Below are 18,183 nucleotides of genomic sequence, written 5' to 3'. Positions count from 1 at the left end.
CAGCCTACAACGTAATTCATTTATAAAGTGTCAACCGACCCTTATAGTGTTTAAGGATTTTTTATGAGCGATACATCTGCTCCCCAACAGCTTCTGCGTAAGCTTGGTGCCCGCCATCTCAATATGATCGCTATTGGTGGCTCTATTGGTACAGGCTTATTTCTCGCTTCAGGTTCAACCATTGCTAGTGCCGGTCCAGGCGGTGCATTATTGGCATATGCCTTAATTGGTCTAATGATTTATTTTTTAATGACCAGTTTGGGTGAACTCGCCACACACACACCAACTTCTGGAGCATTTTTCACTTACGGTAGCCGTTATGTGGAAAGTGGATTTGGCTTTGCTTTAGGTTGGAACTATTGGTACAACTGGGCAATTACAGTTGCATTTGAACTGGTTGCAGTACAGTTCATCATGAAATTTTGGTTTCCCGATCTTCCTGGATTCTACTGGAGTGCCATTTTCCTCGCGGTGATATTTGGAATTAATGCACTCACGGTAAAAGGCTTTGGTGAAAGTGAATTTTGGTTCTCAATGACTAAAGTTGTTGCGATTGTGATCTTTATCATTATTGGTATTTTCATGATTGTTAAGATCATGCTCACACCAGATGTTTCCGCTTTTAGCAACTGGACTAAAGGAGATGCACCTTTTGTTGGCGGTCTACAAGCCATGATTGGTGTGGCAATGATTGCAGGATTTTCATTCCAAGGCACAGAGATGGTTGGGGTTGCAGCAGGCGAATCTAAAGACCCGAAGAAAACCATTCCGATTGCAATTAAACAAATTTTCTGGCGTATCCTGTTGTTCTATATCTTATGTATTTTCATTATTGGTACATTGATTAGTTATGACAACCCACTGCTATTACACGCAGCGGAAAGTAAAGACATTGCGCTGTCACCATTCACTTTATTGTATGAAAAAGCAGGTTTTGCTTTTGCAGCGAGTGTCATGAATGCGGTTATTTTAACTGCGATATTATCTGCGGGTAACTCAGGCATGTACTCATCGACACGCATGCTGTTCGATATGGCCAAACAAGGACGTGCACCGAAATGGTTTGCCAAACTCGACCCGCGTGGCGTACCTATGAATGCCCTTTATGCAACTACGGCAGTCGCTGCATTGTGCTTTTTAACCACGTTTATTGGTGAACAAGAGGTTTTCAACTGGTTACTCAATATGTCCGGGATGTGTGGCTTTATCGTTTGGTTAGGCATTGCGATCTCACATTATCGTTTCCGTAAGGGCTATTTAGCACAAGGTTACCGTCTTGAAGATCTCGCGTATCGTGCCAAATTCTTCCCATTTGCACCGTGGTTTGCATTCATTCTATGTTCAATTATTATTCTTGGTCAAAACTATCAAGCTTTAATGGGCGGAAAAATCGATTGGATTGGGCTTATCTCGACCTATATTAGCATTCCTTTATTCTTGGTCATCTGGTTAGGTTATAAATGGAAACACAAATCTAAGCTCATCGCTTATCAAGATATGAACGTAAAACCAGGTGAATAAACCACATAAGACTTGACCAAAATTTAAATATGAGTAGAATCTTTGCTCATATTTTAACGGCAACATTTATTTTAGGAGGACGACACGCATGCCAACATTACAAGGAACAACTTACTAAGATTTGGCACGCTGTCGACTCACGGACAAGTGGCAAATCAACTTCACTTGTCCGAATGTCTACTTAAACCTAGCATTCGCTAGGTTTTTTTATGCCTATTCGGACACCAAATAAAATAAGAGAGAATCTTATGGGCATACAAAAAATACTTAATGCAGATGCTCAATATGGCGTCCCAGTGAAAATATTCACTCGCGATATTGATCAGGAAAGCATTGAACAACTTAAGAAAATGGCACAACTTCAATTTGTTTATTCACATATTGCAGTGATGCCTGATGTACATGTCGGTAAAGGTGCGACCGTGGGCAGCGTTATCCCGACAAAACATGCCATTATCCCTGCCGCAGTTGGCGTAGATATTGGTTGTGGCATGAATGCGATACGCCTAAATCTAAAAGCTGATCAATTACCTGACAATCTTGCACCGATACGCCATGCGATAGAACGCAAAGTTCCTGTAGGTTTTGAGCTACACAAACAGGTTAAAGCGAAAGCCTCAAGTATTATTCCATTGGAAAAACGCTTGCAGCCTATCATTAAAAAACACCCTGGTCTTGTCCAAATGCTCAGAAAATTTGACGCAACTTGGCAAAAACAATTGGGAACTTTAGGTGGTGGTAATCACTTTATTGAACTTTGCCTTGATGAAAATCAAGATGTCTGGGTCATGCTTCATTCTGGCAGTCGTGGTTTGGGCAATGTGATTGGTACCTATTTTATTGAGCTTGCCAAGAAAGAAGCGCAACATCGTTTTGGGCATGTTCCTGACAAGGACTTGAGCTATTTTGCTCAAGGCTCAAATAGCTTTGATGATTATGTTGAAGCTGTGGAATGGGCACAAAGTTATGCTTTCGAAAATCGTCGTGAAATGATGCGTCTGATATTAGAAGCGATCCGCCCTCTTCTACCAGCCTTTCAGATGACGAAAGAAGCGATCAATTGTCATCACAATTATATCAGTCAGGAAAATCATTTTGGTGAAGACTTGCTGATTACTCGTAAAGGAGCCATTCGTGCTGGCCTAGATGAACTCGGCATTATCCCAGGTTCAATGGGTGCACGTTCCTTTATCGTTAGAGGCAAAGCCAATCCAGAATCTTTCTGTTCGTGCTCACATGGCGCGGGAAGAAAAATGAGTCGTAATAAAGCAAAGTTAATGTTTAGCCAAGATGATCTTATTCAACAAACTCAAGGTGTTGAGTGTCGAAAAGATGTAGGTGTCATCGATGAGATTCCTAGTGCCTACAAGGATATAGATGCGGTCATAGCCAATCAATCTGATTTAGTTGAAGTCGTACACACACTGAAGCAAATTCTATGTATTAAAGGATAATCATATGAAACTTAAAAAAATGCCACAAATCAAAGTTCGCAATCCAGTTGCTATGTCACCCTTGCTCAAAAAAGGTGGAATTCATGAAACTGAAAAGCCGCGTGCACAGCATCGCCGCGATCGCCAACATGCCAAACAGCAGCTCAACAAAGGTGTTTGGTAGGATAACTTAAGCCAGACTTCGATTTAAATTTTAGAATAAGGAGAGATAAAATGAATATTTACAGCATAATAACCATCAAAAAAGCGACTCATATTGAGTCGCTTTTTTCAGTTCAAAAACTCAATTATTGAGCTTGTTGATCTGGTTGTACTAAAACAGTACGGCTACCAGAAATCGCAGCGAATACGCGACGATTCATAGCACGACCTTCTTTAGTGTTGTTATCAGCAATCGGTTGATCCCAAGCGAAACCTTGAGTAGACAAACGAGATGCGTCAACATTGTATTCGTTTACAAGCGCTGATTTAACAGAGTTTGCACGAGCTAAAGATAGACGTTCGTTCAATGCACGCGGACCAGTGTTATCAGTGTGACCTTCAATACGAGCAGTCGCATTCGGGTACTCAGCTAATTTCTCTGCTACTTTTGCAATTTCAGACTTAAATTGTGGCTTGATGTCTGATTTGTTTGTATCAAAGAATACACGAAGTTCCATATTAAGATCTTCAATTAACTCTTGTGGTTGTGGCGCAACTGGTGTTGGTTCAACTGGAGTAACTTCTACTACTGGAGTAGCTGGCTTCAAGTGACCACCAAGAACAACGTTTAAACCAGCAAGTGCTGTGTAGTTCCAGAACTTTTCATCAAAATGATATGTACCACGAGCTTCAGTACGAAGAGATAAAGCATCATTTAAGCGCCAGAATACACCACCACCTGCATTTGCTAATGTACCTTCCTGCTTACCGCCGTATATATCATCACCTTCATATTTGTAATGACCAGCACCCGCCAATACATATGGCTTGATTTTGCTGTCATAATTTTTAGTGATCAAATCAGAAGTAGCGTAGAAGTTACCAGCAATATTACGACCCTTATAGTCGTTACTTGTACTTGTATCACCTTTAATTTGGCTATATTCAACTTCAGCACCTAACCAAGGTGTTACTTCAACACCAATAGCTGCACCAACGAATAAATCATCTTTAAGCTCTGGACTTGGGGTCAATTGACCTTTATCACCACGGTTATTATGTTCAGTATCAAACATTGTATAACCAAGCATTAATGGAGTGATTGTTACGCCTGCATTAGCAGCAGCGAAAGGAGCAGCAACAAGCATAGCAAGTGCAATACGACTCAATTTCATGAATATCTTCCTAAAAACAAAATAGTTTGCCCTGTAAACTTTAATAGCCTTGAATACAAGAAATAGCTTTATTAAATCTTTTTCAGCCACTCAATTTATGTTGAATCTTACAAAATACCTGATTCATTTTACAAGTATTGAATCAACAATTTTCTGAAAGGTCTATTTCTCGTTGCAAAAGCTACCAAACTCTAATTCGACAATCGTTATTAAAGCTGCGAGAGTTTATCACTTTTTAATCAAAAACTTAACAAAATCCCGAAATACCATCAATAGAACTAAATAATTCACACGATTTATTCAATATAAACACATAATTATTCTAATGATTCACTTTTATTGTAATCAGATCAATTTGAGACGAATGTAATTGAGATAAAAAAAGCGACTCATATTGAGTCGCTTTTTTCAGTTCAAAAACTCAATTATTGAGCTTGTTGATCTGGTTGTACTAAAACAGTACGGCTACCAGAAATCGCAGCGAATACGCGACGGTTCATAGCACGACCTTCTTTAGTTTTGTTGTCAGCAATCGGTTGATCCCAAGCGAAACCTTGAGTAGACAAACGAGATGCATCAACATTGTATTCGTTTACAAGCGCTGATTTAACAGAGTTTGCACGAGCTAAAGATAAACGTTCGTTCAATGCACGTGGACCAGTGTTATCTGTGTGACCTTCGATACGAGCAGTCGCATTCGGGTACTCAGCTAATTTCTCTGCTACTTTTGCAATTTCAGACTTGTACTGTGGCTTGATGTCTGATTTGTTTGTATCAAAGAATACACGAAGTTCCATGTTAAGGTCTTCAGTTAACTCTTGTGGCTGTGGCGCAACTGGTGTTGGTTCAACTGGAGCAACTTCTACTACTGGAGCAGCAGGCTTCAAGTGACCACCAAGAACAACGTTTAAACCAGCAAGTGCTGTGTAGTTCCAGAAGTCTTCGTCGATATTATAAGTACCACGAGCTTCAGTACGAAGAGATAAAGCATCGTTTAAGCGCCAGAAAGCACCAATACCAGCATTACCTAGAGTACCTTCTTCTTTCAAACCACGACCAGTACGACCTAACTGAACATCAGTAGCGTCAGTGAACGAGTATTTGTAATGACCAGCACCTAACAATACATAAGGCTTGATTTTGCTGTCATAGTTTTTAGTGATCAAATCAGAAGTAACATAGAAGTTACCGTTGATTTGTTGTTGCTTGTATTCAGAGTTAGCAGCAGCGCTGTCAACATCACCTTTAACTTGGTTATATTCAACTTCGAAACCTAACCAAGGTGTTAATTCAACACCAATAGCAGCACCAACGAATAAATCGTCTTGTAGTTCGCCACCGTTAGTTAAGTGCTTATCACCATTGTTGTGTTTAGTGTCTTGGAATGTGTAACCAAGCAATAATGGAGTGATTGTTACGCCCGCGTTAGCAGCAGCTAAAGGAGCAGCAACAAGCATAGCAAGTGCAATACGACTCAATTTCATGGATATCCTCCAGAGATAACAATTGTTTGTTGTTCAAGCTTAGCCTATGATTTTTGGCCACTGCGAACAGGGTCTGCCCTACAGTATTTTTTTTAAGCTATTCACTTCACTTTGAATCATACAAACACTTGATGAAATTTCCAAGTGCTTGATAACTTTAACCTCGCAAATTATTGACAAATTTTCTTACAATTTCCGTTGTAGTTCAGTAAATTTTAATTCGGCGTAAAAGAATGAATAGCTTATTGTACACTTTCTTCGATTTTAGCAGCATTTGATGAAGGAAGTAATCATTAGTTTGTTTAGATATTAAACTTAATTTAATAAATATGATCTTTACTTAACACTTTGTTAATAAAAAAATTACAGAAACATTATATAGGTAAAAAAATGTTTAAGAATTTAGGATTCACAATCAGTGAATTGATCACTTGTGTCGCGATTTTGGCAATTTTAGTTACTTTTGGTATCCCTCATTTAAGGGAGCTTATAATCTCAAATGAAGCAAAACAACTCAAAAGAACACTCACAATTCACATACAAAAATCCAAATCTGACGCACAAATCTATCAAAAAAACGTGACCCTGTGCGCAAGTCATGATTTACAAACTTGTGGGAATAACTGGAATCAAGGCATCATCAGTTTCATCGATACAAATAACAATCGACAACGCGATCCTTCGGAAACGTTATTGTATGCCCTGCCATTAAATTATAAACATGGCACATTAGAGTGGAGGGGTACTCTACGAATCAATTCAGTTACATTTCAGGGTAATACTGGTTTACCTCGGGGTTCTAATGGCAGCTTTTTCTATTGCTCAAACTCTCCGCAGTACCATACACGGATAAAATTAAGCCAAATGGGACATCTTACCCCCGAACGCTTAACCAGTTGCTAAGAACTGTTCAGTCTAGCTTAAGCGATGTAAAACACTTTCTTCACTGTTTTTTTTTACTATACTGCATAGGTTTTGAACATTTCTCTGCAAATTATAAGTCTGGAGACACATAATGACTGACATCGTAATTGTCAACGGCGCTCGCACAGCAATGGGCGGCTTCCAAGGCGCATTATCTAGCGCTACAGCACCTGAATTAGGTGCAATCACGATTAAAGAAGCAATTGCTCGCTCAGGTTTACAACCAACTGACGTAGAAGAAGTTATCATGGGTTGCGTATTACCTGCTGGCTTAAAACAGGGCCCTGCGCGTCAAGCAATGCGCAAAGCAGGTTTACCAGACTCAACAGGTGCGGTCACCATCAATAAACTATGCGGTTCAGGTATGAAAGCCGTCATGCAAGCGACTGACATGATCAAAGCAGGCAGCGCAGAAATTGTGGTTGCAGGTGGCATGGAGTCGATGACTAACGCTCCTTATATATTACCAAAAGCACGTGCTGGTTATCGGATGGGCCACGGTGAAATCAAAGATCACATGTTCTTTGACGGTTTAGAAGATGCAGAAACTGGTCGTTTAATGGGTTCATTTGCACAAGATATGGCAAATACGCGTGGCTATACCCGTGAACAAATGGATGATTTTGCGATCCGCTCATTACAACGCGCCCAAAAAGCCATTACTGAAGGTTATTTTAAAGATGAAATTGTTCCTGTAACTGTTTCAACTCGCAAAGGTGATGTTGTTGTCGATCAAGATGAACAACCTTTGAATGCTAAAATTGATAAAATTCCAAGCCTAAAACCAGCATTTGCAAAAGATGGGACAATTACCGCTGCCAATGCCAGTTCGATTTCAGATGGCGCTTCTGCACTTGTACTCACTTCAAGTGACGTTGCAGCTCAACGAGGCTTACAACCTTTAGCAAAAATCGTTGCAACAGCATCTAACTCTCAACACCCTTCAGAATTTACCATTGCACCAGTTGGCGCAATTGAAAAAGTGTTGAAAAAATCGGGCTGGGATGCACAAGACGTAGATTTATGGGAAATCAACGAAGCTTTTGCAATGGTAACCATGTGTCCAATTGACGACTTCAAACTTGATGCTGAAAAAGTAAATATTAATGGTGGAGCATGCGCCCTCGGTCACCCAGTAGGCTCTACAGGTTCACGTATCATTCTTACATTAATCCATGCGCTTAAACGTACGGGTGGTAAAAAAGGCGTTGCGGCGCTGTGTATTGGTGGTGGTGAGGCAACCGCTGTTGCTGTTGAATTGATTTAAGCTCCAAATCTACAGCTAAGAATCCTGCTCATTTTGCAGGATTCTTTTTTAGAATTACAAAAAATAATGCACCATTCGTTAAAAATATCGATAATTTATGTTGTGTAAAAAAAGAACATGGACCTTCTCATGCAATTAAATCATTATTTAAATTTTCAAGGACAAGCTGAACAAGCATTCAACTTTTACAAATCTGTATTTGGTGGTGAGTTTTCAATGTTAAGTCGTTATGGAGACTTACCTCCAGAAGAAGGCGTAACATTCACAGAAGCGGAGAAAAATTATGTACTTCACGTTTCTTTGCCAATTAATGAATCTACAATACTCATGGCTTCAGATGTGAATGATCAATTTTGCGCTCCAAATAGTGTGTTTACCCAAGGCAACAATCATTATATTTCGATTAATTTAGATGCAAGTGAAATAGATGAAGCCAAACGTTTATTTGATGCGCTTTCACACAATGGGCAAATAGAGATGCCATTAGAACAAACATTTTGGGGTGCGCTGTACGGGGCATTTACCGATCAGTTTGGTATTAAATGGATGATCAACTGCCAACTTGCACCTTAAGCATAAAAAAGCTGAACATTTATTAAATGTTCAGCTTTTTTTTCAGACAGGACTTAAGCCCCTGTCTGATAACTTGCTTGTGGTACAGCGGTAGAGGCCTGATAAGGATTGGTAAAATCTTGAAGCCCTGCCGCAGCTTCATGGATATCTTTACCTTCTTTCACCACAAAAGTATCAAAGCCAGAACGTTTTAAATAATTTAAAACATCTTTGAAGATATCACCGACGGCACGTAACTCACCTTGATAACCTTGGCGACGTAACAGCGCAGCAAATGAATACCCACGACCATCATTAAATCCAGCAAACTCAATGAAAATCGCATCCAAGTCATTCAATGGAAACTCATGAGTTTCAGGTGAATCATTCACAGTGATATACAGCGCTTTTTTACCTTGTATATTTGCTAATTGATCTAATTGAGCAGTTGTAACAACAACATCGCCTTGTGGAATCACGCCATCTTCAGCAATGACTTGATAGGTATTATCAGCAATTGTACCGTCTTTAAAAAGCACTTGTAGCGAAGTATTAAGCATAAGCTCGCTCCTTAAATGGTTGAATACCAACACGGCGATATGTGTCAATGAAACGCTCACCCTCTGTACGTAGATCGAGGTAAGTATTCAAAATTTCTTCAATAACATCGGGCACTGCGTCCGCCGCAAAAGATGGTCCTAAGATGTCACCGATTGAAGCGTCATGATCTGCATTACCGCCCAATGTGATTTGATAGAACTCAGCACCTTTTTTATCTACACCGAGAATACCAATATTTCCGACATGGTGATGACCACATGCATTCATACAACCCGAGATATTTAAATCTAGCTCACCTAAATTATAGATGGTATCCAAGTCTTCAAAACGACGTGTGATCGCCTCTGAAATTGGAATAGATTTGGCATTTGCCAATGAACAGAAATCTCCGCCAGGACAGCAAATAATATCCGTGATAAAACCGATATGTGCACGAGCCATATCGTTTTGTTCAAGTGTTTGCCACAACTCAAACAAATCTTTTTGAGGCACATCCACTAACGAAATATTCTGTTCGTGTGTGGTGCGGAATTCGCCAAAAGTATATTTATCAGCTAAGTCTGCAATTAAGTTCATTTCCTCTGACGTCATATCGCCCGGTGCAATACCCGCACGCTTCAAGGAAATCGTCACGATACGATAGCCCTTGACTTTATGCGCATTGGTATTGACATTGAACCATTGCTTAAATTTAGGATATTCAGCAAATAATGCCGTAAAATCTTGATCTTCTAAATCTTGATAATCAAATGGGGTAAATTCTTCATCTAACTTTTTCAAGATTTCAGGCTGAATCTTCAAAGCTTCACGTGTGTGTTCAAATTCAGCTTCAACTTTCTGAGCAAACACTTCAGGCGTTAATGCTTTTACCAGAATTTTAATACGTGCTTTATATTTGTTATCACGACGACCATGCAAATTATAAACACGCAATGTCGCTTCAAGATAAGCAATTAGATCTTCACGCGGTAAGAACTCACGAATGACACTACCAATGATTGGAGTACGGCCCAAGCCCCCACCAGCCATGATTTTATAGCCTATTTCACCCGCCTCGTTACGCACGATATACACGCCAATATCATGGAATGCTGTAGCAGCACGGTCGGTTTCAGCGAGTGCAGAAACTGCAATTTTGAATTTACGAGGTAAGAATGCAAATTCCGGATGGAATGTACTCCATTGACGAATCAATTCGCATGTTGGACGTGGATCAGCAATCTCACCCGCAACAACGCCAGCAAACTGATCTGTTGTCGTATTACGAATACAGTTACCAGATGTTTGAACCGCGTGCATTTGTACTGTTGCCAATTCCTCAAGAATATCTGGCACATCTTCCAACGCAGGCCAATTTAACTGGATGTTTTGACGAGTCGATACGTGTGCATATCCACGATCATACTCAGTCGCAATCTCAGCAATTTTTCGAAGTTGTTTTGTATTCATCAAGCCATACGGCACGGCAATACGCAACATAGGTGCGTAACGTTGCACATATAAACCATTTTGCAAACGTAAAGGACGGTACTCGTCTTCAGTCAATTTTCCCGCTAAATAGCGTTCTGTTTGATCACGGAACTGAGCAACACGTTGATTAATCAGTTGTTGATCGAAATCAGTATATAAATACATGGCGTACGGCTAGTAAATTCATGATAAAGGCAGTTAGCATAGCGAGCTTTTTATCATCAATAAAATGCTTTTTTTGCATATTTAATAACGGTTTTATTGATAAGCTTGGCGGGACTCAGTAACAGATAACATCAATAAAAAAGAGAACTTTAAAATTGTATCGTTCTCCTCTCTACCTAACCCAAAATATCAATAGGTATTGATAATACGCTTATCTAACAACTTTATACGAAGTCACTAGATAATAGTTTAAAAGACGATCTGTTAGTTCTTCTTCTCTCCAAAAAAGATTTAGGTGGAAACTTTCACTTAAGAAGTTTTTCATTCATCTGCTTTTTGCTACTTACTTCAACAAAATTCATTGTCTCCGAATCCAGTTCATATTGTTTTTCTTCAAAATAATTTCCATCAAGATCAATTTTATTTGTACAAATCTTCCGAGTACTTAATGAAAAATCATCTTGGATTACAAAATCTTGTTTACACTCTCCATGATATGGAACATCTAAAATATTTCTAAAGTCAATCTCCTCCATTTCGGAATCATAGCCAATTGATTCTGAAAAATTAAATCGATGAGTACCTACATAGTACCCCCTATCGATACTCTTATACATTCCATCTTCTATATACACCTTAAGTAAGGTTATCGTTTGTGCCAAGCCATCCCCTTCCATATCCATATTTTGTAACAACAACATATATACATAATTTTGGCTAACAGGAAAATAACCTATAACCCTTGCAAAAGAATGTGACTTTGGAGCTAAATGTTCGTTATTATCAATAAAAAATTTTAAATTATCTAAATCATACCAACCGTTCTTAAGCTTAGATAAGCTTGAGAAGTCCTGACTTGAAATTGGTAATTTTAAACAAGGTATATTTTCGAGATCTTTTTTATCTTCAGAAAAATTTATTTTACATACATCTTTCGTTTGATTAAACACTTCACTTCCACTACAACCATGTATAAAAACAAAGCTAACCATCACCAAAATAAATTTTAACATTTCATATATCCTCTATTTTTGGAGAAAAGCCCTGTAAATGAACATGATGATGATGATTTATAACAGAACTCGAATATGGAAGCATTTGACCATTTTTAATAGAAACAGGTCTTGATAAAAATTGTTTATATCCAAACCTATGTAGCGTTTCAATGAATCTAACATTAGTATCCCAATCAAAATTATTATACGTGGTATGCACTGTTGCAACCATATGGCTATTATTTATCCCCAAATATCTAAAATCACCGTTAATACCATTAATATGAGTTTTACTCTCTACACCTGAGCTACCATCTTTTGTACTAAATCCTGAACCATGATATTCACCATATCCTATACTACACATTGCACCTAGTATACTTGCTAGAGATAACCCACTTAAATAATATCTACCCTCATTACTAACTACAACCCAAGAGTAACCAATATTATTTTTACGATATGAACTATGTAATCTCTGATCAATCAGATATGTCTTACCTGCTATTACCCTATTACCTGTCAATTTACCATTTTTATAAACCAACTCATATTTCTTACCGAGAATAAATCTGGACTTACCCAAATTATGAGCATTGCCTTGCTGATCATAATAAATAAACTCTGCATATCCTGTAGCAGCTTTATTCTCTCTTTTAATTTTTCCATTATGATAAATATGATAACGAGTTGTATCACTGGTTACAGGCGCTTGACGGCTCACAGTGGTGATCGGTCGACCACCATTCTGAGTATAACTATTATTTTGTCGTGCTTGATTGTTTTTATCAGCTTCTGTTTTCGCCTTGTTACTTTCCTCCTGAGCTTGTTTTTCCTTCTTCTCTGCTATTTCTTTTTGCTGTTGCTGTAATCTCGCTGTTTCTGCTTGTTGTTGTCGTTTCCGTTGCTCGTCCGCTGTTTCATGTAGTTTTGATGCTTTTACTGCACTTGCATTCACAATAAAACCTTTGATTGCAGCAGATTTTTCAACACGACTTAATACCAAACTTTTACCTTTGACTCCAAAGCCAAAAACAAAGCCTGTGAGCATTTTTACAGTAATAATTCCTGATACATTTGTTCTTTTCGGAATCTCCCGTCCTCTATAAAAAATACTAAACAATGTATTTGCTACATGTTGACCGTTTTGGGTGACTCTTATACTAAAGCTATGTACAGGTAACCGTACTTTTAAGGTTTGATTATTGAGTGCTGCATCCACTTTGAAATCATGAATCACTTGTTTATGACCATCTCCTTCCACTGATAGTTCAATATCTTGCCCTTCTTCAGCAATTACTCCTTTTCTAGTCCCCGTACCATCCGCAGTATGTTTTTTTATATTCCCCTTATACGTCAGAAAAAAGGTCATATTAGGAATAGGACGTCCAGAATCTCCTTCCACAATCTGAATATTAAATGGGATATCTCTTAATATTCTAGAATGCTCAACTGGTGTGGATGGCATTGTTTGAGATTGTTCACTTCTCAATTCTTGAGGAGTTTTGTTCGTTTGTGGTTTTGGCTGAGGTGTACTTTCTGTTTCTAAAGTTGCAGCGTAACTAGAAATTGGAAAGTCGCTTAAAGTTGCTCTCTGCTTTTCATTGGCTTTCTGTACAATACTATTCGACTCTTTTCCATCTGCTAAAATTTTTATTTCAGTATTTGGATGGCGCACAATCACTGGGAGATTTCCCTGCTCATCACTCTTTAACTTAACTCTTGTTTCACCAGATACATATTTTCCATCATAGCGAGAAACGACAATAACCTCTTTATTCGCTAAAGCATTTTTCTCAGCGTCCGTTAAACCAATATAAAGCTTTCTCTTACAACAAATCTCCAAGTCAAAATGGTTAAACATATCAATGTACTTACTGATATGCACACCATTTCCATCGGTTTCTTTATATTCACCTTTAAATCCCTTTACCCCAAAGAATGAACCTAATCCCCCATCTCCAACTAAATGAGCACCTGCTATCGCACCAGACTCAGTAATTTCTATACCATTGATGGTCTTTCCATAAAATTCATTGAAATTACGATTTCGTAATCGATTACACAGAAAATCAATCCATTCATGAATCACTTGGAGTTGTTTCTCCGGTGAGTTTAAAAACTCAGATAAATTATTAACTCCAGCTTTACCAGTCCAAGCCCCAGTCCAATCATTTGCTTTTGTTTTATCTGTAATATTATTATCCCAATGTTGATAATAACCCAAATCTATCAATGCTGCTTCACCGAACTGAAATAGTCCAATATAACCTTTATCATTTTTTTGTAGTGCAGAAGATATATTTCTTCTTGTACTCAAAGGCTGACTTAAATCTGAAGACGATTCTTTATAACTAACAGCTTGAATAAAGCCAATTCGATTACAATCAAAATCAATTACATCATTATCTGAAAATTTTATTTTCTTTTTCATTATTTAAACCAATCAGCAATTTGATATTTAGAAATATTTTTAATATTTGTTTCTTTAATAATATAACTATTTAAAACAGATATTAGGTCAGAATCACTTCCAGCCTGAGCACATGACAAATTAACATCAAGAATATCTTTATCTGTATATCCACTATCACCAATTTTAGCTCTATCTATTTCCCTGGAATATAAAAATGAAGCATTATCATTAAAAACCATAATAATATCCGTTTTATTATGTTTTACATAGGCTCTATAAACATAGTAATTTTTATGATTATGTTGAATATGATGACAAATCCCTGTAGACATCCAATTATTATTCTTAAGATTAAATCCTATTGTCCTCACTACTTTTTTACCATAGAGATTAAAGTTCTCCTCCCACACATGGGGACATTGAACATCCTGTAGTAATTCAAACTTTACAGCAGGCTCATTCCAATATTTTAAACATTGTTTAGAACTCTCAGCATATAAGCTCACACTTTGGAATAAAACCAGTGAACCTATCAATACTTGCGCTAGTCTCATTTCTTATTCCCCACATCCAAAATGCTTAAAATCATGTTCTAAATCTGACTCATCCGTTGTCTCTGCTTGAGAGTGTCCACAATCGTCATGGTGGTGCTCATCACCACCACAACATGCTTCTTCCGAAGACCCACCATCAGCTATTGTCTCCTCTACTAACAAAAGCTTATCGGCACTTTCTTTATTTTTTCCTAACAGAACAACTTCAATTTGATCCGGGTTATCACTAAAAACTCGCTCAGTTCTTGCGTCTTCATCCAAAACACCAACATATTCAGTTTTTTTGGCTCGATTAATTACTTTGTACAGAAAACCCTCTTGTAATAATTCAGGTGAAACCAAACCACTAAAATCAAAACGTCGACTGTAAACACCACTCTTCGGCAAGCTCGGTAACTCTGCATTGACGGTTGCACCACTTTCAAATACATGCTGTCCTGCTTTCACTTTGAAGTATCCGCCTGTGTTTATAAAAACCCCTTCTTTATTTATCTTGAGTTGTGAACCACCAGCTTTTAGGTCAATTTCAACAGGACTAGTGATCTCTATTTTTTCTTCGGTCGATATAATCTTTACGACACGACGGGCAATTGCTTCGATCATGTCATCTTGTGCTTGTAATTCAACTTTTCCTTTTGCAGCAAAGGCTTTAAGTCCTTTCGTGGCAGCGAATAAACTCACTTTATCTTGCGCATGACCAATAATATTTTTCTGAGCACTCAAATTAATCGAACCACTAGCACTTTCCGCTATATCTTGTGAGGCTTGAAGAATAATATTTTCAGGTGTGGTCAATGCAATCCCATTCGGTGATGCAAGGAGCATTAAAGCTTGTCTAAATATTTTTCCTTGTTCTTGTTGTTTTGCATCAGCGCTATTTTCTAAGTTTTGTGTATATCCTTCCATGAAACCTTGTAAGGAGTTCAGCGCTTGTAAAGGACTGACATTGAGTTGACTCCCTTTCTTGAAGGTGCCGCAAGTACTCATCAAATCAAAATCTTTGATATCTACGTTTGCCAGCACTTGCCCAACTTCTTGAAGGCTCTCAAATGGATTCTGTTTAATTTTATCTTTTAAACTGGCCAGTTGTCCTTTAACAATATCTGCCCCGTGTGCTTCAACGTTTTCAATGAAATCTTTTAAGTTATTGATTGCATCTTTGCTATCGGCAAAGAGTTGATTAAATTCGTCAATAATTGTTTTTGTGTCTCCACCAAAACCACTGATATCCTTAATAAAACCTCCACAGTCTTTCAAGGCATGTAATGGATCGTCTTTCAATCCATTCTTAAACAGATTTACGGTCTTATTTAGTGCTTGAGTTTTGCTATTAAGCTCTAACGACTGAATAAATTTAGGCAGTCGCTGGATGACATTTAATGCATCCGCTTGCTGTTTTTCAGCAATATGACTGAGCATTTTCATGCTTTCATAGCCTTGATTGAGTAAAGACTGCGCTTGTGCTGCTTCTAAGTGATCTGCAATCGCTTGCTCTTGTGCATAGGTACTGATCAGCATGCCTTTGCCAGCGCGGACAGCACCCCAAGCATCCGTTCTCAGCTCAAAACCTTCTCCACGTCCAGCACTATGTTCTTGGACTTTAGGATGACTTAAATGACCTAAATTTAATTGTGTTGCTGCATGACTACTTTGTAATTGCGTGCTGATTTGTCCAGATGTATCATCAAATCGTAGTTGGTTAAATCCTTGCCCACCAATCTCCTGACTACGAATACCACTCAGTCGTCTGGTATCAGGTAATTGTCCTTTAATATCAAAGCGGGTCGGTGAACGCTGTGCTTCATGGATACGCCCCATCACAAACGGACGATCAATATTACCGTCAAAGAAGTCAATCACCACGATTTCACCGATTCGTGGTAGGAACCGTGCACCATAGCCCTCGCCCGCCCAAGGTGTCAGGACATCAATCCATGCAGAGTCGCTATCATTATTATTAGAGCCGGCACCCCCATCATGCTGATGATCTTCACTCCTCGTGAACAAAAATCTGACTTTAATCCGTCCCCATTCATCGACATAAATGCTCTCACCTTCAGGTCCGACCACTCTTGCTCGTTGAGGATATGCAATCGGACGATGCTTAATGGGGTCATATTCAGGGACAATTGGAACATGGTAACGCTGTAAGGTAAGCTGGTTGGCGTGGCGTTCACTGTTGTTATTAAAATCTCTGACTTGCCATTGGCTATTTTGTAAGAGTTGTCTAACTTGTAAATTTAGCTCTTTGGGTAGATTGTTATGATGATAAAAATGTTTTGCTGTAATTAAAAAATTTCGGTCTTGGGCGGTATGTAAATTAATCTCAGGATGTTCTCTCAGTTCAAACCAATAACCGACATAGGCATCACGAACCGTTGTATGCGCAATAAAGTGTTTAGCAGCAGCATTATAGTATTGATTACGGTGCTCATTTAGACGTTCAATTTGTTGACTACCTGATGCTGTGACACCATCATCACCTTTTAAATCCTGAATCCATGCAGGTGTAAAATGCCAAGCATCCTCCAATCCTAGACTGAGATTGTCATGATGTTCACTATGGGAATGTGTACTTTGAACGCTGCCCGCACCATCTTCTTGATCCAATGCATCAGCTTGCCATCTTTGAATATGTACCGTTGTGGGTTGTAATCTCCGTTGAGCAACCAAACTGGTCATACTGTCATATTGTTCTGCTGCACTGCTCCGATGATACCGAATGGTTCGACGTTCGAGTGCCTGATATGGTTGATTATCATCAATCAGACGTAATTTTTGTGCTTGGATTGGCGCAGTATTGTGAGGAACAATATGCTGTGCTTCATCGATCAAACTATTTATAGATTCTGAAGCCAGTAATCTCTGGATAAAATCAGCGTCTAGCTCATTGTGTTGCATCGTAAAAGGACGTATATCATAGTCTTTACTTAGCCCACTCAGATCTAATGTCAAACTTGCAGCAAATAATGGGCTACGTGTTTGCCATTCCTTGAATAAGGTTTGAATAATTTCAACCACGGATTGATTCATAAATACGCGGCTATTACGACGCTTTGTCCAAAGCGCTGTGGCATCTTGTAGCGTCAGTCGATAAAGACTTAAAGCACCATCACTTTGTCCCTGTGCTGCGGCAGTGATGATTCCTGTTGTGCGGGTCAAGAGCCCTGTATCTGTGACCTGATCTACAGCAACTTGGCACCCTATAAACGCTTTTAATGGAATAGCGGCATTCGTTGACAGACAAATCAGCTCAGCCATTACCCCCTGATTCAATTGATGATTTCCATCAATCGACTGCAAAAACACTTGCGCATTAAGCATCGGATGCGAAAATTGAACTTGTATTGCACGTTTTTGTGCATTTAACCCCAACTTTTCAAGTACATGGAATATATTTAAAAGCATTTTGTTATGGTATTCCTTTTTTATTAGGTCGAAATTTTATACAAGCCAGATAGATCTGTCTATTTTGATGGAAAAGTGTCGTATTTAAGCATCACC

14 protein-coding genes are annotated in these 18,183 nt (G+C 38.6%); 6 read left to right on the top strand and 8 right to left on the bottom strand.

Annotated features, from left to right (window positions below):
* Positions 1–63 precede the first annotated feature (63 nt).
* The 3 genes from AAC851_RS12355 to AAC851_RS12345 all read left to right on the top strand — a co-directional run bounded on the left by AAC851_RS12355 (position 64) and on the right by AAC851_RS12345 (position 3,138).
* A complete protein-coding gene (locus AAC851_RS12355) occupies positions 64–1,521 on the top strand; it encodes an amino acid permease (protein ID WP_004640663.1) in 1,458 nt (485 codons plus the stop codon).
* A 248-nt stretch (positions 1,522–1,769) separates the two neighbouring features.
* Positions 1,770–2,975, top strand: a complete 1,206-nt coding sequence (locus tag AAC851_RS12350; protein ID WP_340600913.1) for an RtcB family protein — start codon at positions 1,770–1,772, stop codon at positions 2,973–2,975.
* A 4-nt stretch (positions 2,976–2,979) separates the two neighbouring features.
* Positions 2,980–3,138, top strand: coding sequence for a hypothetical protein (locus AAC851_RS12345; RefSeq protein ID WP_005083233.1), 159 nt, complete (start codon positions 2,980–2,982; stop codon positions 3,136–3,138).
* Between the two features lie 124 nt (positions 3,139–3,262).
* Here AAC851_RS12345 and omp38 (AAC851_RS12340) read toward each other — a convergent pair whose 3' ends face one another.
* Both omp38 (AAC851_RS12340) and omp38 (AAC851_RS12335) read right to left on the bottom strand, forming a co-directional pair.
* Entirely contained in the window at positions 3,263–4,291 is a 1,029-nt protein-coding gene (gene omp38, locus AAC851_RS12340) for an outer membrane protein Omp38 (protein WP_113996734.1), read from the bottom strand.
* A 425-nt stretch (positions 4,292–4,716) separates the two neighbouring features.
* A complete protein-coding gene (omp38, locus tag AAC851_RS12335) occupies positions 4,717–5,775 on the bottom strand; it encodes an outer membrane protein Omp38 (protein ID WP_100833971.1) in 1,059 nt (352 codons plus the stop codon).
* Positions 5,776–6,165: 390 nt separating this feature from the next.
* Between omp38 (AAC851_RS12335) and AAC851_RS12330 the strand changes: the two genes are divergently transcribed.
* From AAC851_RS12330 to AAC851_RS12320, 3 genes are all read left to right on the top strand, one after another.
* Positions 6,166–6,678: a GspH/FimT family pseudopilin gene (locus AAC851_RS12330; RefSeq protein WP_005083237.1), complete on the top strand. Its 513-nt coding sequence runs from the start codon at positions 6,166–6,168 to the stop codon at positions 6,676–6,678.
* A 112-nt stretch (positions 6,679–6,790) separates the two neighbouring features.
* Positions 6,791–7,966 carry a thiolase family protein gene (locus AAC851_RS12325; protein ID WP_005083239.1) on the top strand — a complete coding sequence of 392 codons (1,176 nt, stop codon included), beginning with the start codon at positions 6,791–6,793 and terminating at the stop codon, positions 7,964–7,966.
* 129 nt (positions 7,967–8,095) lie between these two features.
* Positions 8,096–8,539, top strand: a complete 444-nt coding sequence (locus AAC851_RS12320; protein WP_125501474.1) for a VOC family protein — start codon at positions 8,096–8,098, stop codon at positions 8,537–8,539.
* A 53-nt stretch (positions 8,540–8,592) separates the two neighbouring features.
* Here AAC851_RS12320 and AAC851_RS12315 read toward each other — a convergent pair whose 3' ends face one another.
* From AAC851_RS12315 to AAC851_RS12290, 6 genes are all read right to left on the bottom strand, one after another.
* On the bottom strand, positions 8,593–9,078 hold the full coding sequence (locus AAC851_RS12315) for a DUF934 domain-containing protein (protein ID WP_005089244.1): 486 nt from the start codon (positions 9,076–9,078) through the stop codon (positions 8,593–8,595).
* A complete protein-coding gene (locus AAC851_RS12310; RefSeq protein WP_005089243.1) occupies positions 9,071–10,714 on the bottom strand; it encodes a nitrite/sulfite reductase in 1,644 nt (547 codons plus the stop codon). The genes AAC851_RS12315 and AAC851_RS12310 overlap by 8 nt, the downstream gene beginning before the upstream one ends.
* A 305-nt stretch (positions 10,715–11,019) precedes the next feature.
* Positions 11,020–11,727, bottom strand: coding sequence for a hypothetical protein (locus AAC851_RS12305; protein WP_125501472.1), 708 nt, complete (start codon positions 11,725–11,727; stop codon positions 11,020–11,022).
* A 1-nt stretch (position 11,728) separates the two neighbouring features.
* Positions 11,729–14,143 carry a cell envelope integrity protein TolA gene (locus AAC851_RS12300; RefSeq protein ID WP_340600912.1) on the bottom strand — a complete coding sequence of 805 codons (2,415 nt, stop codon included), beginning with the start codon at positions 14,141–14,143 and terminating at the stop codon, positions 11,729–11,731.
* Positions 14,143–14,679, bottom strand: coding sequence for a hypothetical protein (locus AAC851_RS12295; RefSeq protein ID WP_340600911.1), 537 nt, complete (start codon positions 14,677–14,679; stop codon positions 14,143–14,145). The genes AAC851_RS12300 and AAC851_RS12295 overlap by 1 nt, the downstream gene beginning before the upstream one ends.
* Before the next feature lie 3 nt (positions 14,680–14,682).
* Entirely contained in the window at positions 14,683–18,087 is a 3,405-nt protein-coding gene (locus AAC851_RS12290) for a type VI secretion system Vgr family protein (RefSeq protein ID WP_340600910.1), read from the bottom strand.
* Between the last annotated feature and the right edge of the window lie 96 nt (positions 18,088–18,183).

The sequence above is a fragment of the Acinetobacter sp. HZNU-JH01 genome, from assembly GCF_037996845.1.
Lineage (GTDB): Bacteria > Pseudomonadota > Gammaproteobacteria > Pseudomonadales > Moraxellaceae > Acinetobacter > Acinetobacter haemolyticus.
This window is presented reverse-complemented; position numbering and strand designations above follow the sequence as displayed.